At 38.0% G+C, this 22101-nt stretch carries 23 protein-coding genes and 1 tRNA gene; 14 read left to right on the plus strand and 10 right to left on the minus strand.

Annotation, left to right across the window (positions count from 1 at the left end; all coding sequences use genetic code 11):
* Positions 1-20: 20 nt before the first annotated feature.
* The 5 genes from gyrB to dnaA form a co-directional block, all read right to left on the minus strand.
* Positions 21-1937, minus strand: coding sequence for a DNA topoisomerase (ATP-hydrolyzing) subunit B (gene gyrB / locus ACYQ35_RS09930; RefSeq protein WP_009461919.1), 1917 nt, complete (start codon positions 1935-1937; stop codon positions 21-23).
* Positions 1938-1947: 10 nt separating this feature from the next.
* Positions 1948-3033 (minus strand): DNA replication/repair protein RecF, encoded by a 1086-nt coding sequence (recF, locus tag ACYQ35_RS09935; RefSeq protein WP_009461918.1) that lies wholly within the window; start codon positions 3031-3033, stop codon positions 1948-1950.
* Positions 3030-3239 carry an RNA-binding S4 domain-containing protein gene (locus ACYQ35_RS09940; RefSeq protein WP_459832969.1) on the minus strand — a complete coding sequence of 70 codons (210 nt, stop codon included), beginning with the start codon at positions 3237-3239 and terminating at the stop codon, positions 3030-3032. The genes recF and ACYQ35_RS09940 overlap by 4 nt, the downstream gene beginning before the upstream one ends.
* A gap of 3 nt (positions 3240-3242) precedes the next feature.
* A complete protein-coding gene (gene dnaN / locus ACYQ35_RS09945) occupies positions 3243-4352 on the minus strand; it encodes a DNA polymerase III subunit beta (RefSeq protein WP_009461916.1) in 1110 nt (369 codons plus the stop codon).
* Positions 4353-4536: 184 nt separating this feature from the next.
* Entirely contained in the window at positions 4537-5907 is a 1371-nt protein-coding gene (dnaA, locus tag ACYQ35_RS09950; RefSeq protein ID WP_009461915.1) for a chromosomal replication initiator protein DnaA, read from the minus strand.
* Positions 5908-6288: 381 nt separating this feature from the next.
* On the opposite strand from dnaA, the gene rpmH reads away from it, so the two are divergent.
* From rpmH to rsmG, 8 genes are read left to right on the plus strand one after another with little or no spacing between them, the layout of a single operon-like run.
* Positions 6289-6423 carry a 50S ribosomal protein L34 gene (rpmH, locus tag ACYQ35_RS09955; RefSeq protein ID WP_009461914.1) on the plus strand — a complete coding sequence of 45 codons (135 nt, stop codon included), beginning with the start codon at positions 6289-6291 and terminating at the stop codon, positions 6421-6423.
* A gap of 47 nt (positions 6424-6470) precedes the next feature.
* On the plus strand, positions 6471-6863 hold the full coding sequence (rnpA, locus tag ACYQ35_RS09960) for a ribonuclease P protein component (RefSeq protein WP_009461913.1): 393 nt from the start codon (positions 6471-6473) through the stop codon (positions 6861-6863).
* Complete coding sequence (gene yidD, locus ACYQ35_RS09965; protein ID WP_459832976.1) at positions 6853-7047, plus strand: membrane protein insertion efficiency factor YidD; 195 nt, start codon at positions 6853-6855, stop codon at positions 7045-7047. The genes rnpA and yidD overlap by 11 nt, the downstream gene beginning before the upstream one ends.
* A gap of 21 nt (positions 7048-7068) precedes the next feature.
* Complete coding sequence (locus ACYQ35_RS09970; protein WP_459832979.1) at positions 7069-8331, plus strand: YidC/Oxa1 family membrane protein insertase; 1263 nt, start codon at positions 7069-7071, stop codon at positions 8329-8331.
* Between the two features lie 12 nt (positions 8332-8343).
* A complete protein-coding gene (gene jag, locus ACYQ35_RS09975) occupies positions 8344-9099 on the plus strand; it encodes an RNA-binding cell elongation regulator Jag/EloR (RefSeq protein WP_009461910.1) in 756 nt (251 codons plus the stop codon).
* 56 nt (positions 9100-9155) lie between these two features.
* On the plus strand, positions 9156-10529 hold the full coding sequence (gene mnmE, locus ACYQ35_RS09980) for a tRNA uridine-5-carboxymethylaminomethyl(34) synthesis GTPase MnmE (protein ID WP_459832984.1): 1374 nt from the start codon (positions 9156-9158) through the stop codon (positions 10527-10529).
* On the plus strand, positions 10495-12393 hold the full coding sequence (gene mnmG / locus ACYQ35_RS09985) for a tRNA uridine-5-carboxymethylaminomethyl(34) synthesis enzyme MnmG (protein WP_009461908.1): 1899 nt from the start codon (positions 10495-10497) through the stop codon (positions 12391-12393). The genes mnmE and mnmG overlap by 35 nt, the downstream gene beginning before the upstream one ends.
* 1 nt (position 12394) lies before the next feature.
* Entirely contained in the window at positions 12395-13108 is a 714-nt protein-coding gene (rsmG, locus tag ACYQ35_RS09990) for a 16S rRNA (guanine(527)-N(7))-methyltransferase RsmG (RefSeq protein ID WP_459832988.1), read from the plus strand.
* A 13-nt stretch (positions 13109-13121) separates the two neighbouring features.
* On the opposite strand, the gene ACYQ35_RS09995 is transcribed toward rsmG, so the two are convergent.
* Positions 13122-14084 carry an alpha/beta fold hydrolase gene (locus ACYQ35_RS09995; RefSeq protein ID WP_459832991.1) on the minus strand — a complete coding sequence of 321 codons (963 nt, stop codon included), beginning with the start codon at positions 14082-14084 and terminating at the stop codon, positions 13122-13124.
* Positions 14085-14266: 182 nt separating this feature from the next.
* On the opposite strand from ACYQ35_RS09995, the gene ACYQ35_RS10000 reads away from it, so the two are divergent.
* The 6 genes from ACYQ35_RS10000 to ACYQ35_RS10025 all read left to right on the plus strand — a co-directional run bounded on the left by ACYQ35_RS10000 (position 14267) and on the right by ACYQ35_RS10025 (position 19129).
* Positions 14267-15034 (plus strand): ParA family protein, encoded by a 768-nt coding sequence (locus ACYQ35_RS10000; RefSeq protein ID WP_009461905.1) that lies wholly within the window; start codon positions 14267-14269, stop codon positions 15032-15034.
* Positions 15034-15924 (plus strand): ParB/RepB/Spo0J family partition protein, encoded by an 891-nt coding sequence (locus tag ACYQ35_RS10005; RefSeq protein WP_009461904.1) that lies wholly within the window; start codon positions 15034-15036, stop codon positions 15922-15924. The genes ACYQ35_RS10000 and ACYQ35_RS10005 overlap by 1 nt, the downstream gene beginning before the upstream one ends.
* A 1-nt stretch (position 15925) precedes the next feature.
* A complete protein-coding gene (locus ACYQ35_RS10010) occupies positions 15926-16447 on the plus strand; it encodes a DUF4446 family protein (protein WP_459832996.1) in 522 nt (173 codons plus the stop codon).
* A gap of 24 nt (positions 16448-16471) precedes the next feature.
* Positions 16472-17749, plus strand: coding sequence for a serine--tRNA ligase (serS, locus tag ACYQ35_RS10015; RefSeq protein WP_009461902.1), 1278 nt, complete (start codon positions 16472-16474; stop codon positions 17747-17749).
* 18 nt (positions 17750-17767) lie between these two features.
* The gene (locus ACYQ35_RS10020) at positions 17768-18652 is read left to right on the plus strand and encodes a DUF3881 family protein (RefSeq protein ID WP_459833001.1); all 885 of its coding nucleotides are present in this window, start codon (positions 17768-17770) and stop codon (positions 18650-18652) included.
* A gap of 400 nt (positions 18653-19052) precedes the next feature.
* Positions 19053-19129 (plus strand) — tRNA-Arg (locus tag ACYQ35_RS10025).
* Positions 19130-19325: 196 nt separating this feature from the next.
* Here the strand turns inward: ACYQ35_RS10025 and ACYQ35_RS10030 are convergent.
* The 4 genes from ACYQ35_RS10030 to ACYQ35_RS10045 all read right to left on the minus strand — a co-directional run bounded on the left by ACYQ35_RS10030 (position 19326) and on the right by ACYQ35_RS10045 (position 22101).
* The gene (locus tag ACYQ35_RS10030) at positions 19326-20717 is read right to left on the minus strand and encodes a site-specific integrase (RefSeq protein ID WP_166462229.1); all 1392 of its coding nucleotides are present in this window, start codon (positions 20715-20717) and stop codon (positions 19326-19328) included.
* A 24-nt stretch (positions 20718-20741) separates the two neighbouring features.
* Positions 20742-20948 carry a helix-turn-helix domain-containing protein gene (locus ACYQ35_RS10035; RefSeq protein ID WP_105310303.1) on the minus strand — a complete coding sequence of 69 codons (207 nt, stop codon included), beginning with the start codon at positions 20946-20948 and terminating at the stop codon, positions 20742-20744.
* A gap of 491 nt (positions 20949-21439) precedes the next feature.
* Entirely contained in the window at positions 21440-21682 is a 243-nt protein-coding gene (locus ACYQ35_RS10040) for a helix-turn-helix domain-containing protein (protein WP_118213098.1), read from the minus strand.
* The gene (locus ACYQ35_RS10045) at positions 21667-22101 is read right to left on the minus strand and encodes an RNA polymerase sigma factor (RefSeq protein WP_105310305.1); all 435 of its coding nucleotides are present in this window, start codon (positions 22099-22101) and stop codon (positions 21667-21669) included. The genes ACYQ35_RS10040 and ACYQ35_RS10045 overlap by 16 nt, the downstream gene beginning before the upstream one ends.

The raw sequence follows: 22101 nt of genomic DNA on the forward strand, positions 1-22101 counted from the left end.
CTTTTCTCCTTCTGATTATCCTAGACGTCTAGGTTCTGGACATATTTTGCATTTTCCTCAATGAATTCTCGTCTTGGCTCTACTTTATCGCCCATCAGCGTTGTAAATGTCAAATCAAGTTCTGAAGATGTTTCCTCGTCCATTGTAACGCGCAGCAATACTCTGTGTTCCGGCGACATTGTTGTCTCCCACAACTGCTCTGCGTCCATCTCTCCAAGACCTTTATATCTCTGAATCTTATTGTTGCCGTCTCTTCCCACTTCTGTAAGAATTTGATTTAATTCATCATCACTGTATGCATACCATACTTTTTTGTTTTTCTCCAATTTGTAAAGAGGCGGCTGTGCCAGATACACATAACCCTCTTTAATTAAATCCGGCATGAAGCGGTATAAGAACGTGAGCAATAACGTACTGATATGTGCACCGTCCACATCGGCATCGGTCATGATAATGATTTTATGGTAACGCAGTTTTGAAATATCAAAATCATCATGGATTCCCGTACCAAATGCAGTAATCATCGCTTTAATTTCCGCATTGGCATAAATCTTATCTAATCTCGCTTTTTCTACATTCAAAATTTTTCCGCGAAGTGGCAGAATTGCCTGTGTCGCCCTGTCTCTCGCAGTCTTTGCAGATCCGCCGGCAGAATCACCCTCTACAATGTAGATTTCACAGTTTGCCGGATCTTTATCCGAGCAGTCTGCCAATTTTCCCGGAAGTGACATCGTCTCAAGAGCAGATTTTCTTCTCGTCAAATCTCTCGCTTTTCTTGCGGCTTCTCTGGCACGCTGTGCCATAACGGATTTTTCTACCGTCATTTTTGCAACGCTTGGATTTTGCTCTAAAAATATCTGTAACTGTGTGCTAACAATGTTGTCTACCGCACCTCTCGCTTCACTGTTGCCCAATTTCTGCTTTGTCTGACCTTCAAACTGAGGATCTCCAATCTTTACACTGACAATGGCAGTAAGACCTTCTCTTATATCTTCTCCTGAAAGATTAGGTTCACTGTCTTTTAACAGTTTGTTCTTTCTCGCATAATCATTAAATGTTTTTGTAAGGGCGTTTCTGAATCCGACTATGTGAGTTCCGCCTTCCGGAGTTGTAATGTTATTTACAAATCCATATGTGTTGTCGCTGTAAGAATCATTGTGCTGCATGGCAACTTCCACAGCCACACCGTCCTTTTCTCCCTCACAGTAAATAATCTGCTCGTATAATGGAGTTTTGCTTTTATTTAAGTATGACACAAACTCCTTAATACCGCCTTCATAGTGAAATGTTTTCTCGATACGCTCCTCAGGACGTTCGTCCGCAAGAATAATTTTAAGATTTCTTGTTAAGAATGCCATCTCTCTAAAGCGCTGTTTCAATGTATCATAATCAAAAATTGTCTCTTCAAAGATTTCTTTATCCGGTAAAAATGTTACTTTCGTTCCCGTTTTTTCCGGCTCGCAAGTGCCTGTAACTTCCAGTTTGTACATTACATGGCCTCTCTCATAACGCTGTTTATAAATCTTTCCGTCCTTGTAAATCTCTACTTCAAGCCATTCTGAAAGTGCATTTACAACTGACGCACCTACACCGTGAAGTCCTCCGGATACTTTGTATCCTCCTCCACCAAATTTTCCGCCTGCATGAAGGACCGTAAACACGACTTCAACTGCCGGAAGTCCCGCTTTGTGATTGATTCCAACAGGGATACCACGCCCATTATCTATAACCGTAATGGAATTATCTTTGTTAATAGATACATAAATTGTATCACAATACCCTGCAAGCGCCTCATCAACCGCATTGTCTACAATTTCGTACACCAGATGGTGAAGTCCTCTTACCGATGTACTTCCAATGTACATTCCCGGTCTTTTTCTTACCGCTTCCAATCCTTCCAGTATTTGAATCTGATCTGCACCATATTCTGTACTCATATTAATCCTCCTAATTTTCTTTCTTTACCTGTCCGCCATTAACATGAAATATTTTATTTATTAAAAAGCGTCTGTTGACAAATTCGTCCACACCTGTGCAGGTGACGATTGTCTGTATATTGCTTATGCTGTCCAGTAAATAATTCTGCCTATTTTTATCCAACTCCGATAACACATCATCAAGTAACAAAATAGGGGTATCGTTAATTAACAGTTTTACCAATTCTATTTCTGAAAGTTTTAAAGACAATGCCGCTGTGCGCTGTTGACCTTGCGAACCGAATTTCCTGATATCGAGATCCCCTGCCTTAAAACATATATCATCTCTGTGCGGACCGACAGATGTACTTTTCATTCGTATATCTCTCTCTCTGTTCTTTAAAATTGCCTCAGAAAAATCCGCATCTCCAATACTTTTTTCATAAAATAAATTCAATTTTTCTTTGCCGCCGGTCAATTTTCCATGCACGTTCTCAATAATTCCATTAATCTGTGCAATAAATTTTGCCCGCCTCTGCATAACCCTGTCTCCATAGTGTGCCATCTGCATATCCCATATATCGAGAGTGGAAATCAGGTCTTCCCTGCCGTAAATGTCTTTCAGCAGTTTATTTCTCTGGTTAATAATACGATTATAATTTGCCAAATCATTTAAGTACACCTTATCCAGTTGGGAAAGTTCCATATCGATAAATCTTCTTCTCTCCGCAGGACCGTTTTTGATGATATTCAAATCTTCCGGTGAAAAAAATACAAGGTGAATTACGCCAAACAGTTCACTTGCCTTTCTGATTGGCATTTTATTGATGGCAATACCTTTCGGGCTGTTCTTCTTCAAATGAATGTCTGTCTTAAACTCTATTCCCTTTTTCTCAATAACAGTTTCAATGTGGGACTCTTCCTGACCGAACCGTATCATATCCCTGTCTTTTGTTCCTCTGTGTGATTTTGTTGTCCCTGACAAATAGATTGCCTCCAAAATATTTGTCTTTCCCTGGGCATTATCACCGTAAAGGATATTGGTTGCAGAATCAAAATCAAGATTTAGCAAATCATAATTTCTAAAATTTTTTAATTTCAAAGATTTAATAATCATTTCTCTATCTGAATTTCTTCTCCGTCAAAAAAGACTACATCTCCGTCATACAGTTTTCTTCCGCGTCTTGTATCAATTTCACCGTTTACCTGCACGAGACCGTCCTGAATGACTTCCTTTGCCTCAACGCCGGACTCAACAAGTCCGGCAGCCTTTAACGCCTGTCCCAATTTAATAAATTCTTCTCTTAATTTTATTTTTTCCATCTTCTACACCACCGCATTAAAATTTACCGGTAAAATCAGGTAAATATAACTTTCTTTCTCATCTCTGATAAAGCATGGCGCTTTCGCGTTCGTCAGATAAATCTGAATCTCCTCATCTTCGATAACACGAAGTGCGTCCATCAAAAATTTAGGGTTAAATCCAATCAATAAATCTTTTCCCTCTTTTGTAATCAAAATATCTTCATTCATTGAACCGAGTTGAGACTGAATCTTTAATTCCATCGCCTCATCGCCGATGTTAATGATAATCGGTTTTTTATCTCCCTCTTTTACAAGGAGCATCGCTCTGTCAATACAACTTAACAATTCTTTTTTGTTCACTCTTACTTTCGTCTCATAATCACTTGAAAGCATCTGATCAATCTTAAAATATTCCCCTTCAATCAAACGTGATACAACAACCGTCTGATCAAATTCAAACACAATATGGTTAGGGGTAAAGTAAATGTTGGCTTTACTCTCCACTTCACCCGAAAGGATTTTACTTACTTCAATAAGTGTTTTTCCCGGAACGATTACTTTCTTCGATGCATAATTATTCATCAGTTCTACTTTTCTGATGGAAATACGGTGTCCGTCCAGGGCAACCACTTTCAGAATATTTTCATTTATTTCAAACAATTCCCCTGTCATCAATTTGTTGCTGTCATGGTCAGAGATAGTAAAAATAGTCTGTCTTATAATTTCTTTCAAAGTAAACTGAGATAATTCCACCGGTTCTTCTTTCTCAATATAAGGCAGATAAGAAAATTCTTCTCCTGATTTTCCCGAAATATTAAATTTTGCTTTTTCACAGGTAATCAATGTCTGCAGATTGGAATCTGTTTCAATGACAACTTCATTATCAGGTAATTTTCTAACAATTTCGGAAAAGATTTTTGCATCGATGGCAATTAAACCTTTCTCAATAATGTCACCTTCAATAATTGTTTCGATACCAAGTTCCATATCGTTCGCTGTCAACTTAATAATATCTGTTGTTGCATCTATCAGAATACATTCAAGTATAGGCATTGTTGTTTTTGAAGGTACTGCCTTGGAAACAATGCTTACACCTTTAACTAAATTCGATTTTGTACAAATAATTTTCATGTGTTGTTAACTCCTTTCAGAATCCCCATAGGGAGTAAATAATATAAAAGATATCCGCCTTATTAGCCGTAGGGGCTGGGGATATGTGGATAACTCCCCTTAAACCTGTAAATAAAAGCATTCTAAGGTTGGATAAGTATGTTCATATCAGCTTTATAATGTGTGTAACTTTTAAGGATAACTTTTAAACCGGGTTTAATTTTTTCTTAATGATGTCGATTGTATTGTTAAGTGTGTCATTTGTTTTCAACTCTGCCTTAATCTTATCCACACCGTGGTTAATAGTGGAGTGGTCGCGGCCGCCAAGAATGATTCCTATTGATTTTAAAGGCGTATCTATCATTGTTCGGCAAAGATACATTGCAATCTGTCTTGGCATAACGATTTCAGAGTTACGTTTTCCGCTTTTTAAGTCGGCAACGGACACATTAAAATGTTCCGCAACAACATCTATAATTAAGTCAATAGTAATAGTACGGTTTTCATTCGGAGAAATTATATCCTTCAAAGCTTCTGCAGCAAGAGGAATATCAATTTCTTTGGAAGAGTTATAATTTAATTTATAAAGAGCAATCAATTTATTTAAAGAGCCTTCCAATTCACGAATATTTGATTTAACGTTGTTGGCAATATATTCAACAACATCATCAGGAATATGATAAACATCTAAATTATCCAGTTCGATTTTCTTCTGAAGAATAGCCATTCTTGTCTCGTAATCCGGTGAGGAAATATCCGCAATAAGTCCCCATTCAAAGCGGGTACGAAGGCGCGCTTCTAAAGTTTCAAAGTCTTTTGGCGGTTTATCACTGGAAAGGATAATCTGTTTTCCTGATACATGAAGGTGGTTAAAAGTATGGAAAAATTCTTCCTGTGTACTTTCTTTACCAATAATAAATTGAACGTCGTCGATTAAAAGCACGTCAATATTACGGTACTTTTCCCTAAATGAAGTCATTGTTGACTCGTTTCCTGTGCGACCGCTTTTGATTGCTTCAATCAGTTCATTTGTAAATGTTTCGCTGGTAACGTATAACACCTTTTTTGTCGGATCTTCTTCTAATATGAAGTGGGCAATTGAGTGCATAAGGTGGGTTTTACCCAATCCAACACCCCCGTATAAAAAGAGAGGGTTGTACACTTCACCCGGAGATTCGGCAACAGCCAGAGAAGCGGCATGGGCAAACTGGTTGTTGTTACCTACGACAAAAGTATCAAAGGTGTATTTGTGATTTAGGTTGGCTTGTTCAATAATGGTCTTAATTTTCTGGTTTTCTTCTTTTGTTTCGGTTTGTTTAATATCGTCTTCACAAATAAAAGCCACATTAAATTCCTCATCTGTTACTTCGGCGATACAAACACGCAAAGGAAGTTCGTATTTATGCTTAATGTGGTCGATACTTGCTTTTAACTCACATAGAAGAAAAACGGTATTGTCTTTTACTTCATGCACTTTTAAAGGTTTTATCCACGTATTAAAAGACACATTTGAAAGCCCATATTCAATTCTTAATTTTTCAATAATTTCACTCCACTTTTCCTTGACGATATTCATACTAACGACTCCTAATTCTTGCATTTGTGCATAGTACACCTACTATACCTATACTATAATACAGTATATTTTACATCAAAATTGATATTTAAGCAATGAAAAATCATGTGGATAACTTTATAAACATGGAAAATTCCAGTAAAATAGGGGAAAACTGTCGAGGAAAAATCAAAAATACACATAAAAATAACAGTATATCCCCGAGATATCCACAAGTTATCCACACAATGTGGATAATGTGGAGAAATGAAAAAAATAGTACAAAATTGTAGGTTTTGCTTGACGAAATACTGTTTTATAACTATAATTAAAAGCGATGTCTTTAAAAAAATAATATACTTATATATATGTATAGGTTTGAGTTTAAGGAGGTGGATATCAATGAAAATGACATTCCAACCAAAAAAGAGATCCAGAGCAAAAGTTCACGGATTCAGAGCAAGAATGAGCACAGCAGGTGGAAGAAAAGTTTTAGCTGCTAGAAGAGCAAAAGGAAGAAAGAAATTATCAGCGTAGGCCGCATATATGTGGCCTTTTCTTCTATAAAAAATGGGAGATGAAAAATGCAATTTTCCGAATCTTTAAAGAAAAACAGAGATTTTCAAATCGTATATAAACGTGGAAAATCATATGCGAATAAATATTTAGTTATGTATAAGAAGCCAAACGGCTTAAATAAAAACAGAATAGGAATTTCGGTAAGTAAAAAGGTAGGGAACAGTGTAGTAAGACACAGACTGACTCGTTTAATAAGAGAAAGTTATCGACTACAAGAAAGTAAAATGCAATGTGGATATGATATAGTTGTGATTGTGAGGGCTTCAGCAAACGGTAAATCATATGGAGAAATGGACAGTGCCCTAATCCACTTGGCAAAACTTCATCATATATATAATCCGATGGAAAAGAAAAATGGAGATGGAATAAGTGAAGAAACTGCTTATAATGCTAATTAAATTTTATAGAAAGTATTTATCCGGATTGAAAGTAAGAACACACTGTATTTATATACCAACCTGTTCAGAATATGGGTTGGAGGCAATTGAAAAATATGGTGCCTTTAAGGGAAGTCTTCTTACGATATGGAGAATTATGCGTTGCAATCCATTTTCAAAAGGGGGATATGACCCCGTACCTTAAAGTGCAGTAGGAGGAAAAAATATGACTGGTACATTATTGACACAGGCAACTACGCCGATTATTGGACAGATAGCATGGTTGCTCGGAAAATTAATGGACGGTATCTTTAATGTGATGAGTAATTTATTCGGTATTGAGAATATCGGTATCTGTATTATCATCTTTACAATTATTATTTATACATTATTAATACCGTTGACAATTAAGCAGCAGAAATTTTCAAAGATGTCTGCGGCAATGAACCCTGAAATTCAGGCAATTCAGAAGAAATATAAAGGTAAAAGAGATCAGACATCTGTTCTTAAAATGCAGGAAGAGACACAGATGGTCTATGATAAATACGGAACGTCGCCAACCGGTGGCTGTGGTTCGCTTTTAATTCAATTTCCGATTTTGCTCGGACTTTGGCAGGTAATCCAGAATATTCCTGCATATGTAGGCGGAGTTAAAGATGCGTATTTACCGCTTGTAAATTCCGTTATGGCAACAGACGGGTATCAGAAAATCATGGAAGGAATTGGAAAAGCCTCTCCTATTTTAATTGACCCGAAACATTTTGACTACACAAAAACAAATACAATTATTGACGTATTATATAAATTTCAGGATAGTACATGGGATACATTGGCGGATAAATTCAGCAACTTACAGCCGATTATCCAGAGTACACAGGAAAATGTAAAACATTTGAACAGTTTCCTCGGAATTAACCTTGCGGAAACACCGAAGACAATGTTTATGGACGGGGTTAAAACAGGTGCAATCGCATTAATAATTGTTGCATTAATTATTCCTATTTTATCAGGTCTTACACAGTGGATAAGTATTAAGTTAACATCAACAGCATCTGCAACACAGACAGCGGATAATCCGATGGCAAGTCAGATGAAGATGATGAATGTTATGATGCCGATGTTATCAGTATTTATGTGTTTCACATTCCAGGCAGGTTTAGGTTTGTACTGGATTGCCAGTGCGGTTGTCCGATGTGTGCAGCAGTTGATTATTAATAAACATTTGGAAAAAATATCCGTAGATGATTTGATTGCACAGAATGTAGAGAAAGTTAAGAAGAAACGTGAGAAAAAGGGAGCTTCTGCTAAGAATATCAATGAGATGGCACAGAGAAATGTAAGAAATATTCAGGAGCCAAGCATGAAAAAGATGACAGATGCAGAAAAAGAAGCACGTTTAAAGAAAGCAGCGGAAGCGAATAAAAACGCAAAAGCGGGAAGCCTTGCATCTAAAGCAAACATGGTAAAGAATTTTAATGAGAATAACTAAGGGGGTTTCATTATGAATGAAATTACAGTATCGGCAAAAACATTGGACGATGCGATTACAGAAGCTCTTATTCAATTAGGTGCGACAAGCGATCAGGTTGAGTATGATGTAATTGAAAAAGGGAGTGCCGGATTTCTTGGAATAGGAAGTAAACAGGCAGTCATTAAAGCATGGAGAAAAGTTGAAACACCTGTTGTAGAAGAAATTAAAGAAGAAATCAAGCAAGAGATAAGAGAAGAAAAAGAACTTGTTGAGAAGAAAGTTGAAGAAGAACACCGTTCAAAAGAACATAAACTTGGAGCAGTGGAGAATACAACAATAACGGCTTGTGAAACATTTTTACATGATGTACTAAAAACAATGGGAATGGAAGTAGAGATTACTTCTCAGGTTGACGAAGAAGGTGCGTTAAATATTGATATGAAGGGTGAAAATATGGGAATCCTCATCGGAAAAAGAGGACAGACATTAGATTCCCTTCAGTATTTAACAAATCGTGTTGCCAATAAATCACAGGAAGAATATGTTCGTGTGAAATTAGACACGGAAAATTATCGTCAGAGAAGAAAAGAAACATTGGAAAATCTTGCAAAGAATATTGCATATAAAGTGAAGAGAACGAAAAAACCGATTTCTCTTGAGCCGATGAATCCTTACGAGAGAAGAGTAATTCATTCAGCATTACAGGGTGACAAATATGTATCTACGCACAGTGAAGGTGAAGAACCATACAGACGCGTAGTTGTAACATTGGCAAGAAGATATTAAGAATAAAGGCGGCATCTTTTATAAAGAGGCTGCCTTTTTTGAAAGGAAGATTTCTTATGAAAAAAGATACGATTGCAGCAATCGCAACGGCAATGTCCAGTGCGGGAATCGGTATTGTCAGAATCAGCGGAAGAGAAGCGATAGAGATTATTCAGAAGATATTCAGAGGAAAAAAAGAGAAAAACTTTGCGGAGGAAAAGACATACACAATTCATTACGGATATATTGCTGACGGGGAAGAAATCATTGATGAAGTATTAGTTATGTTAATGAAAGCCCCACACAGTTATACCGGGGAAGATACGGTAGAAATAGATTGTCACGGCGGAATATATGTTGTGAAAAAAATTATGGAAACAGTTATAAAATACGGTGCAAGACCAGCTGAACCGGGAGAATTTACAAAGAGAGCATTTTTGAATGGAAAGATGGATTTATCGCAGGCGGAAGCGGTTATTGATATTATTGATTCAAAAAATGAATATGCCCTAAAAAGTTCTGTGAGCCAGTTAAAAGGTTCAGTACAGAAAAAAATCGGTGAAATTCGGGAAGAGATTTTATATCACACAGCATTTATTGAAACGGCATTAGATGATCCGGAGCATATAAGTGTAGACGGTTATGGGGAAACATTAAAGAAAGTTGTGGATAACCTACTGGAAGAAATCAGGCGGTTGCTGATAAGTGCAGATAATGGTAGAATAATTAAGGAAGGAATAAAGACGGTTATTGTCGGTAAACCAAACGCCGGAAAATCCTCCTTATTGAATGTTCTTGTAGGCGAAGAACGCGCCATTGTCACGGATATAGAGGGGACGACAAGAGACGTTTTGGAAGAAAATATTCAACTCCAAGGCGTAAGTCTTAACATTATGGACACGGCAGGAATACGGGAAACAAAAGACGTTGTGGAGAAGATTGGAGTAGATAAAGCCAAAAACCATGCAAATGAAGCGGATTTGATTATTTATGTGGCTGACGCCTCCAGACCTCTAGATGATAATGATGAGGAAATCATTGAGATGATTAGGGACAAGCAGGCGATTGTTTTGTTAAATAAATCCGATTTGGATATGGTTGTGACGAAAGAAGAACTGCAGGAAAAACTGAACAAACCGATGATCGTCATCTCTGCAAAAGAAGAACAGGGGATAAAAGAACTGGAAGAAACATTAAAAGAGATGTTTTTCCACGGCGATATTTCTTTCAATGACGAAGTGTATATTACAAATATCAGACATAAAACAGCGTTGCAAGATGCGGCTGAAAGTCTGGAAAAAGTGCTAATCAGCATAGAAAATGGAATGCCCGAAGATTTCTATTCGATTGATTTGTTGGACGCGTATGAATCACTCGGAAGTATTACGGGAGAAACGATAGGAGAAGATTTGGTAAATGAAATATTCAGCAAATTCTGTATGGGAAAATAAAGATGAATATGATGTTGTCGTAATTGGCGCGGGACATGCAGGCTGTGAAGCAGGACTTGCAACGGCAAGATTGGGACTGAAGACAATTGTATTTACGGTCAGTATAAACAGCGTTGCCCTAATGCCCTGCAATCCAAATATAGGCGGAACATCAAAGGGACATTTAGTAAGAGAAATTGACGCTTTAGGCGGAGAAATGGGGAAAGTAATTGATAAAACTTTCATACAGTCTAAAATGTTAAATAAGTCAAAAGGGCCTGCCGTGCATTCCTTAAGAGCGCAGGCAGATAAGGCACAGTATAGCAAAACGATGCGATGTGTGTTGGAAAATCAGGAAAATCTGGAATTAAAACAGGCGGAAGTGACCGATATTTTAGTGGAGGACGGAAAGATAACGGGAGTGCAGACCTATTCAGGTGCGGTATACCACTGTAAAGCGGTTATTTTATGTACCGGGACATACTTAAAATCGAGATGTATTTACGGAGAAATCAGCAACGAAACAGGTCCGGACGGCCTGCAGGCGGCAAATTACCTGACAGATTCCCTGAAACGTCTGGGAATCGAAATGTACCGCTTTAAGACCGGAACACCTGCGAGAATTGATAAAAACTCTATTGATTTCAGTAAAATGGAAGAGCAGTTTGGCGATGAGAGAGTTGTTCCGTTTTCATTCACAACAAATCCGGAGGACGTACAGATTGAGCAGGCTTCATGCTGGCTCACATATACAAATGAAAAAACGCACGAAATTATTCGTCAAAATTTGGACCGATCACCGTTATTTTCGGGAATGATTGAGGGAACGGGACCTCGATATTGTCCGTCTATAGAGGACAAAGTTGTTAAATTCGCGGACAAAAACAGACATCAGGTATTTATCGAGCCGGAAGGGTTGGATACAAATGAGATGTATATCGGTGGAATGTCAAGTTCTCTTCCGGAAGATGTGCAATATGAGATGTACAGAAGTGTTCCGGGGCTGGAAAATGCGCGTATAATGCGAAATGCCTATGCCATAGAGTATGACTGTATAGATGCAAGACAACTTTACCCTACATTGGAGTTTAAGAAAATCGAAGGACTCTACAGCGGAGGACAGTTTAATGGAAGTTCAGGATATGAGGAAGCGGCGGCACAGGGACTGATTGCAGGAATCAATGCGGCGTTAAAACTTCTTGGACGGGAACAGATTGTTATAGACCGCTCAGAGGGGTATATCGGTGTTTTAATTGATGATTTGGTAACAAAAGAAAGCCATGAACCTTACCGTATGATGACTTCCCGCGCGGAATATCGTTTACTGTTACGTCAGGATAATGCGGATCAAAGATTAACGGAAATAGGTTACAAAGTGGGGCTAATTTCAAATGATAGGTATTCTCATTTAAAAGAAAAAGAGAGACAGATTGAGCAAGAAGTCGAGAGAGTGAAACATACAAATATAGGAGCAAATGGAAAAGTACAGGAAGTTTTGGAAAAGTACGGAAGTACACCGCTTAACTCGGGGACAACTTTGGCAGAATTAATTAGAAGACCGGAATTAAATTATGAGGCGCTTGCACCTATTGATGTAAAAAGAGAAAAATTAAGCGATGAAGTGATTGAGCAGGTAAATATCAGCATTAAATATGAAGGATATATTACACGGCAGATGAAGCAGGTAGAGCAGTTTAAAAAGTTAGAAACGAAAAGAATACCGGACGAAATTGATTATGATGATGTGAAGAGTCTAAGAATTGAGGCGGTGCAGAAATTAAAACAGTATCGTCCTATTTCCATAGGACAGGCATCGAGAATTTCGGGTGTTTCGCCTGCAGATATTTCCGTACTTCTCGTATATATGGAACAGTGGGGAAGATAAGATGAGCAAAATATTTGAAGAAAAATTAGCACATTTGGGTATAGTACTAAATGATACGCAAAAAGAACAGTTTCATCAGTTCTATGAAATACTTGTGGAATGGAACTCGTTTATGAATTTAACGGGAATTACAGAGTATGAGGAAGTGAATGAAAAACATTTTGTGGACAGCGTATCTCTCATAAAGGCGGTAGATTTATCTAAAGTGAAAACGGTGATAGATGTGGGAACCGGAGCAGGTTTTCCGGGAATACCGTTAAAAATAGCATTTCCTCATTTAGAAATTGTTCTTTTGGATTCATTAAATAAAAGAGTAAAATTTTTAAATGAAGTGATTGAACAACTGGGATTGACAGGAATAAGAGCAATTCACGGAAGAGCGGAAGATTATGCGAAGCAAAAGGAGTATAGAGAGCAATTTGATCTCTGTGTTTCACGTGCCGTGGCAAATCTGTCCACTCTGTCAGAGTATTGTATTCCATATGTGAATGTGGGAGGAATGTTTATTCCATACAAGTCGGGAGAAATTGATGAAGAAGTCGAAACATCGAAGAAAGCCATTCACATTCTGGGAGGCAAATTGTCGGAAGTAGTTAAATTCCGCTTACCCGGAACAGATATCGGACGTTCCTTTGTAAAAATTGAAAAGTTACAGAATACAAGTAAAAAATACCCAAGAAAAGCCGGATTACCGGCAAAAGAGCCACTTTTATAAAGTGGCTCTTTTGTTATTCTGTTTCCAGTAAAATTTGTAATTGTTCTGTAAATAATTCTGCCTGTTCAATGTGAGGGGCAAGTAAAGATTTTTGAATATGTACAACTTCTATGGAAGGAAGTTTCTCCTGATACTGTTTTCCAATACATTTACATTCATCTATATGTTCGTCACCGGAAATAACAAAAATGCTGTTATTCAAAGATTGTAATGAATTTAATACGTTTGCATTTAAGTAGCGACCTTTTATACTTGCAAAAACATATTTTGATGCGGAATTGCAAGTGTGAGCAGATTCATAATAATTCTGAATCAGTTCCTCAGATACTTTATTATTGTTGTAATAATATTCGTTTTCTAATAAAGAAGTAATGTTTTTGCGTGTGAAAATAAGATTGTAAACTAAAGTACCGACAATATGTGTATTTAAAAGTATTTTTAATGCTTTACTGTTTCTGTTTGGTGATTTGTTTAATGACGTAAAGGAATGAGGGGCAACCATAACAACTTTGTTGATAATATTATTGTCCATATGACATGCCATTAAAACAAAAGAAGAAGATAAGCCGCTTGAAACTACGTCTGTCTTTTTGCCAATCACCTGCTTGATGAAATCAGAAATTAGTTGTACATATAAATAATTAGTATATGTGATATTTGGTTTTTCTGAACGGCCACAGCCGAGCAAATCTATTGTGTAAACGGTATTTGTTTTGGATAACTGTTTTACAATTTTATTCCACTCATACCCCGAACCCATGGAAGTAGTATCATGAATAAGCAGAACGGGTTTTCCGGTTCCATGTTTTGTATAAAATATCTTGCCGAAACGCCATTCATAATAATTTCCTTTAATTTTGTCTAAGACATTTTCAACAGTAGAGATAAAATAAATCAGTTTATTGATAATAAACATAACAAATGTAGTTATACCTATAAACAAGGCACAGTTCATTATTTTTTTCTTCCAGTTCATAAAATCACCCCTAGCCTTTTTACTTTTATTATACTACAGAATAAAAGACAAGGGAAGAAAATGTTTCACGTGAAACATTTTCTATAAAAATATTAAAAAATGATAATGTTTCACGTGAAACATTGTAGATTTAAAAATAAAAAAATGTTATAATTGGAAAGTGATAGAAAGGGGACTATACAATGGGAAGAATAATAGCGATTGCTAATCAGAAAGGTGGAGTTGGAAAAACAACGACATCTATTAATTTGTCCGCTTGTTTGAGTGCTTTAGGAAAAAAAGTTTTAGCAATAGACATGGATCCACAGGGGAATATGACCAGTGGATTGGGAATAGATAAAGACAATGTGGAATATACTGTATATGATTTGATTATTGGTGAAACTGAAATTGAAAAAGTTATCTGCAAGGATACTTTGGAAAATTTGGACGTTTTGCCGACAAATATTGACTTATCAGCGGCAGAAATTGAGTTGATAGGAGTAGACAATAAAGAATATATTATTAGAGATGCGGTGGACACAGTAAAGGAAATGTATGATTTTATTATTATTGATTGTCCTCCGTCGTTGAGCATGCTGACAATTAATGCGATGACGACAGCAGATACAGTTCTTGTTCCAATTCAATGTGAGTATTATGCACTTGAGGGTTTGAGTCAATTGATACATACAATAGATTTAGTAAAAGAACGGTTAAATCCTAAATTGGAAATGGAAGGCGTTGTCTTTACAATGTATGATGCCAGAACAAACTTATCCCTTCAAGTCGTGGAAAATGTAAAAGAAAATCTGAATAAAGCAATCTATAAAACAATTATTCCAAGAAATATACGTTTAGCAGAAGCACCAAGTCATGGATTACCAATCAATTTGTATGACCCGAAATCAGCAGGTGCAGAAAGTTATATGTTGTTAGCAGAAGAGGTAATTAATAAAGGAGAAGAATAATGGCGGTAAAACGTGGTGGTTTGGGAAAAGGACTGGACAGCCTGATTCCTGAGAAGAAAGAAACAAAAACAAAACAGGAAAAGCCTGCCAAAGCAGGAGAACAGATGATAAAACTATCATTAATCGAGCCGAACCGGGAACAGCCAAGAAGAATGTTTGAGGAAGACTCTCTCTTAGAGTTGGCAGACTCGATTAAACAATACGGTGTATTACAACCGTTACTTGTACAAAAGAAAGATGATTTTTATGAAATTATTGCAGGGGAAAGACGCTGGAGAGCGGCAAAACTTGCAGGAATAAAAGAAGTTCCTGTTATTGTAAGAAAGTATACAGAGCAGGAAATGGTGGAAATTGCTCTGATTGAAAATATTCAGAGAGAAAACTTAAATCCAATTGAAGAGGCGATGGCATTTAAAAGGCTGCTGACGGAATTTTCACTGAAACAGGACGAAGTGGCGGAGAGAGTTTCCAAAAGCAGAACAGCAGTGACGAACTCTATGCGTCTGCTCAAGTTAAATGAAAAAGTACAGCAGATGATTATTGACGATATGATTTCCACCGGTCATGCAAGAGCGTTACTTGCCATTGATGACGAAGAACAACAATATATTCTTGCAAACAAAATTTTTGATGAAAAGTTAAGTGTGCGTGAGACAGAAAAATTAATTAAAGAATTAAAAAATCCTAAAAAGGAAAAAAAGAAAAAAATTGTGGAAAATGATTTCATTTACAGAGACAGCGAAGAAAGAATGAAATCGCTTATGGGAACAAAAGTCAGCATCAATCAGAAGGCAAACGGTAAAGGAAAAATAGAGATAGAATATTATTCGGAAAAAGATTTTGAACGCATATACGACCTGATTATGAGTATAGAAAAAGGAGATGCGTAAAATGAACAGTAAGATATTAGAAAGTATTGGGATTGATCCGTTTTATATTTTGGTTGTGATGCTGCTGTTGATTATACTGCTGTTTGTACTTGTTATTGGCATTAACATGAAATATAATCGGTTGAAGGCAAGTTATAATTCCTTTATGCGTGGAAAAGACGGAAAAACATTGGAAAAAAGTATTTTGTCTAAATTTAAAGAGATAGATACAATTTCATCTATGACAAAGAAAACAAGACAGGAAGTAAAAGAGTTAAGCCAGAAAATGGCAGGCTCTTATCAGAAAGTAGGAATTGTAAAATATGACGCATTCAATGAAATGGGTGGAAAATTAAGTTTTGCGCTTACACTGTTAGACGGAAATGACAGTGGGTATATTATTAATGCGATGCACAGCAGAGAAGGCTGTTATCTCTATATAAAAGAAATTGTTAAGGGAGAAAGTTATATAGAACTTGCCGAGGAAGAGGCAGAATCATTAGAAAGAGCAATTTATGAGGAAACATACGGGCTAGATGTTTAATGGAAAAATAAGGAGGAAGATAGTATGTTAGATATTAAATTTTTAAGAAGTAATCCGGAGATTGTAAAACAGAATATTAAAAACAAATTTCAGGACGCAAAATTACCTTTAGTCGATGAGGTTATCGAATTAGATAAGAGAAACAGAGAAATTAAACAGGAAGTAGAAGCGTTAAGAGCAAATAAAAATCAGATTTCTAAAAAAATCGGTGCATGCATGGCTCAGGGCAAAAAAGAAGAGGCAGAAGAATATAAGAGACAGGTGGCACAAAATGCAGGAAGAACAGAAGAGTTATCAGCAGAGGAAAAAGAAGTAGAAGAAAAAATCAAAACAATTATGATGACAATTCCAAATATCATCGATCCGTCAGTACCAATCGGAAAAGATGACAGTGAGAATGTAGAATTAGAAAAATTTGGTGAACCGGTTGTGCCTGATTTTGAAGTTCCATATCATACAGAAATCATGGACAAATTTAATGGAATTGACTTGGAAGCAGCCGGAAAAGTTGCGGGACAGGGATTTTACTATTTAATGGGTGATATTGCAAGATTACACTCAGCGGTTATCTCATATGCACGTGATTTTATGATTGACAGAGGATTTACTTACTGTATTCCTCCATACATGATTCGCAGCAATGTTGTTACGGGTGTAATGAGTTTTGCGGAAATGGATTCTATGATGTACAAGATCGAAGGAGAAGATTTATATCTTATCGGTACAAGTGAGCATTCCATGATTGGAAAATTCATTGATACATTGAACGATGAGGAAAAACTCCCATACACATTGACAAGTTACTCACCATGCTTCCGTAAAGAAAAAGGATCACACGGTATTGAGGAACGTGGAGTATATAGAATTCATCAGTTTGAAAAGCAGGAAATGATTGTTGTTTGTAAGCCGGAAGAAAGTATGGAATGGTATGAGAAAATGTGGAAAAACACAGTAGATTTATTCCGTTCCCTTGATATTCCTGTTCGTACATTGGAATGTTGTTCAGGTGATTTGGCAGATTTAAAAGTAAAATCTGTAGATGTAGAAGCGTGGTCACCAAGACAGCAAAAATATTTTGAAGTGGGAAGTTGTTCAAATCTTGGAGATGCACAGGCGAGAAGACTTGGTATCCGTGTAAAAGGAAAAGACGGAAAATATTTTGCCCACACATTGAATAATACGGTAGTTGCTCCACCTAGAATGTTAATTGCATTTTTGGAAAATAACTTACAGGCAGATGGAAGTGTAAAAATTCCGGAAGCGCTGAGACCATACATGGGTGGAAAAGCAGAAATCAGATAATACAAAGGTGGAAATAAGGTGCACGAATTTTTAAAAGCAATCGGATTTTCAGATTTAAAAACAAAAAAAGAATTGAAAGAAATATTGTCGGATATAGAAAAAGACTTTTCTGCCCAGCAGACAATTACTGTGGAAGAAAATGTGGATTATTCTGAGAGAAAAAAGGAATTTGGGGATAACATAGGAATAACAATCTGTGGAGAACTAAATGAAGAAGGAAACTTTGAAAGAGAGTATTACTTCCCGTATTTTGAAGGAACAGGAGTAACCACTTATTCCGACGTTATATTAGAGAAGCGTATGGAAAGAGAAATGTATGCCGGAGTCTGCGAGGAAATGAAAGTGGGAGTCAGTCTTATTTTTCATTTGCAGAATATGGCGGAATATAGAAGAGAGAAAAGGCTCGGACATATTAAGAAAAATTCTGTTTCCGTTACGCTATCCGCACTTGCGGAAGGCGGAACAATTTTGTTCCCTATTCAGAAAGATGAGTTTCAGGAGCAGAAAAGTCAGGAAGATGCGAGAAATAGAATGATGTTGATGAGCGCCGCTAAAAGTGGTGACCAACAGGCGATTGAGAGTCTTACATTAGATGATATTGATATTTATTCTCAAGTATCTAAGAGACTAATTACAGAAGATGTATTTAGTATTGTAGACACATATTTTATGCCATATGGTGTAGAATGTGACAGATATTCCATTATGGGAACAATTTTGGACATAAAAGAGATACATAATTTTTATACAAATGAGGAATTATATATATTTACGTTGGAAGTAAATGAGTTGGTATTTGATGTCTGTGTGCCAAAGAAAAGCGTAATGGGAGAACCAGAAATCAGAAGGCGATTTAAAGGTAATATATGGTTGCAAGGTCGCATTAATTTCGGTATAATATAAAAGATGAGAAGAAATCGGAAGATTTCTTCTCAAATTGAGTTCCCTTAGTTAAATGGATATAACAAGTGCCTCCTAAGAGAAAGCCGAGGCATTCCCCAAAGGGAAAAAATGAAAAACAACTTTCAGTTCGAATCTATTCTGAAAAATGCTAATGGTGACAACAAAGCATTCCCCAATTTGGGGAACGTTCTAATGTTACCAAAGTAAAAAAATTGTAGATTGACAACTCGAAAAAGAGTTGATAATCTTATATATGGCCGAAGGGAAAAATCCCAGAAACCCAGTAAAATCAAGGGTTTGCGGCATGAGTCGTCATAGCTCAGCTGGATAGAGCACTCGCCTCCTAAGCGGTAGATGGTTCGAGTCTAAATCTTGCATAAAACTTAATATTTTGATAAATGTCCATGTAGCTCAGCTGGATAGAGCACACGCCTCCTAAGCGTGGGGTCGGAGGTTCAAATCCTCTCATGGACGCCAGCGAACAACGCTGCAAGCCTTTATTCATAAGGGTTTGCAGCTTTTTTTGTTCAGCCGCAGCCTTTTGTTAAAACCATCTACCAGGGTTGGAGGGTTACTTTTTTGTTTATGCGTTACAATGAATTTTTTGCTAATTGGAAACGAACTAAAATGGAGAGCTTGCTAAGAAAAATGGACTTCTTGCTAATTTGAGATTTTAGCCAGCCTTTTGAGCGGTAAGCAATGCTGCCAGGGTGCTTGCAAGCTCCGGGGATTTTTGGAGCTGTTCCACCAATGCCGCCAGGTCTAAGGTTTGTGCTTGAGGCTGTTCCGGCTCCTGGGGAGGCTTTACATTCCGCAGATCAGGATTAGCATAAAAGGCACTCTCAAACTTCTGGGCATTGATCTTACGGTCCTCGTCGAGGATGTGGGCGTACACTTTTGTAATCATATCAATTTCAGCGTGGCCCGTGTCCCCCTGGGTGGCTTTCAGATCGCCGTGGTTGAGTTTCAGCTTATAAGTAGTGCTGGAATGTCTGAGAGAGTGGAACACCACATTAGGCAATCCGGCTTTTTCTTTCAGCAGAGAAAATTCTTTCTCAATAATCCGGTTCTCACATGGCCTGCCATTAGGCAGGGCAACCACTAAATCATAATCTTGGTATTCCTCACCGAGGAAGCTCTTTAGCTCATCCTGTGCTTTTTTCCATTCACGGAGGATATAAGCAACGGTTTTCGGCAGCCAGACTTTTCTCTCACTTGATTTTGTTTTCGGTTTTTTCAAGATCAGCCGTGTGCTGGTGTTAGGCATAAGCGGAGTGAAGATATGGAAAATATCTTTTTCTCCTATCATTTCAATCGCCTGTTTGGAAGCCCTTATCAGCTCTGCCTCAATGTAAACATAGGCATTATCCGCCGCTATGTTTTCATCCTCAATGTGGACATTCTTCCAGGTCAGACCAAGAATTTCTCCCATCCGCAAAGAACACGCAAATGCAAGGTTCATAGCAACATACAATTTGCTGTCAGTACACTGGTCCAGAGCGATACGGATGGTATCGGCGTCCCAGATGTCACGTTTCTTGTACTCTGTTTTCGGTAATACGGTATTCTCAAAGGGATTTTTTGCAATCAGCTCCCAGCGGACAGCCTGCTTAAAGGCACAGCGGAGAAGTTTGATGATCTTCTCAATGTTCTGATTGGAAATAAACTCTGTTTTCGGTTTTCGGTTCCTCTTACAAACAGGAGGGGTCTTTTGGAGAGTCTGAATGTATTTATCTACCACACGGGGAGTAATTGCCTGAACCTCCATATCACCGATAATCGGATTGATGTAGTTGGCGATCAGGGCGGTTTGACTGTCATACATGGACACGCCCCATTGTTTTGCCCCATAGGTGGAAACAAAATCATACAGAAAATCAGATACTTTCTGATTGTTGGGAGGAAGAAAAGTACCGGTGTTGATCTGGTTCTCAACCTCCGCTTTCCGTTTTAGAGCCTCTTTATGGGTATGCCAGGTTTCCCACTTTTGTTTCGTTTCTCCATTTTCGTCTATGTAGTTGTAAACAACAGAATATGCTTTTTTTCGTTTGATGATGGATGCCATGATCGATCTTCCTTTCTTTGTCCGTTAGAACGCCTGAGCGTCTAACCATTCGTCAAATGATTTTTTGGAAATTCGTATGGCATTACCAACTCGAACGGTTTTGAAATGTCCCTCTTTCACAAGGTTATATGCAGAAGTACGGCCGATATTTAACATCACGGCTATATCTTCAACCTTGTAAGTTCTCTGTTCGGGGACATTGCCAGGTGTACGATTTTCGGCCTGGTTCATAATGTCCTCCTTTCAGCAGCCGATCAATCATACAAAACATAACTTCTATCATCATTATGCCGCGCTTTATATGAATTGTCAGCTGCTAATAAAAAGTTTTCGATTTATCCATATTAAAAAGGACAAAACAGACGGCCATTAGCATGGCTCCACGGGAATTTCACCCCCGCATGGTTCTCATCCGGCCCTACCCATTGCTTGCGACGCTATCAACGCTCGAACTGATGGCTGTAAGGGAGTATCATTGTCCTCTTTGGGTATCATGGCCCACAGCCTGCCAAAGCTGTTTTGTGGCATGGTATTGATCGCTCGCTTAAAAAGGTCATGGCGCACCTGCCAGATGGCTCCACCGAAAGAGAATGTATCTGCCTGTCCTATGCTGTCACGGAGTTATCGTCCGGACTTTCTTTGTCAAGGTGCATTTATGGCTCCGATCCGGTTCAAATACCAGGCGAGGAAAGAGAGGACAAAACACGCCTGTAATATGTACCTTAGACCGGCAGAACCTTGAAACCTGTTACAATGCTATACAGCAGTTTAGCCTCCAGGCGAAGCCTCATATCTTCGTCCACATAGAGGTGTTCGTTGCCATATTCATCTTTCATAGGTCTCATGGCGAGGAAACGAATATAGCCCTTGTAATGATTGAGTACAGCATTTAAGGCTCTCTCGTCACCCTCTGAGGCTGCCAGGATCACTGGCAGCGGTATGGGCTCTCTTATGTTTCGGGCCATTCAAATCCCTCCTTTTCCAAATACTCACGCAGTTCTTTGAGGATACCGCTGCGCCGTTTACTGATAGCCTGACGAACCACATTAAGCTGTTCGCTTATTTCACGGTCCGTCATTCCCAGGAAGTAGGACAGCAGGATTACATCCCGCTTGTCCTCCGGCAACTGTGACAGAGCCTCTGCCAGCAGATCACCGACCACAAACACTTTCTGCCCAAGCACTTCAAAGACATATTCGTCCTGAAAATACTTGTCATAGGAGGCGGCCTGTGCCAGCTCGTCCGGCGATAGTTCATCCAGAGATTTCTCGCGGTCACGCTGCCTTGCGTATTCATTCAGAATACGGTTGGCCTCGTTCTTCAAAACCCTGGTACAAAAACCGCCAAACTGATTTTGAACACGCTGCTCATAGGAGTTTTTCAT

Source organism: Faecalimonas hominis, assembly GCF_054660755.1.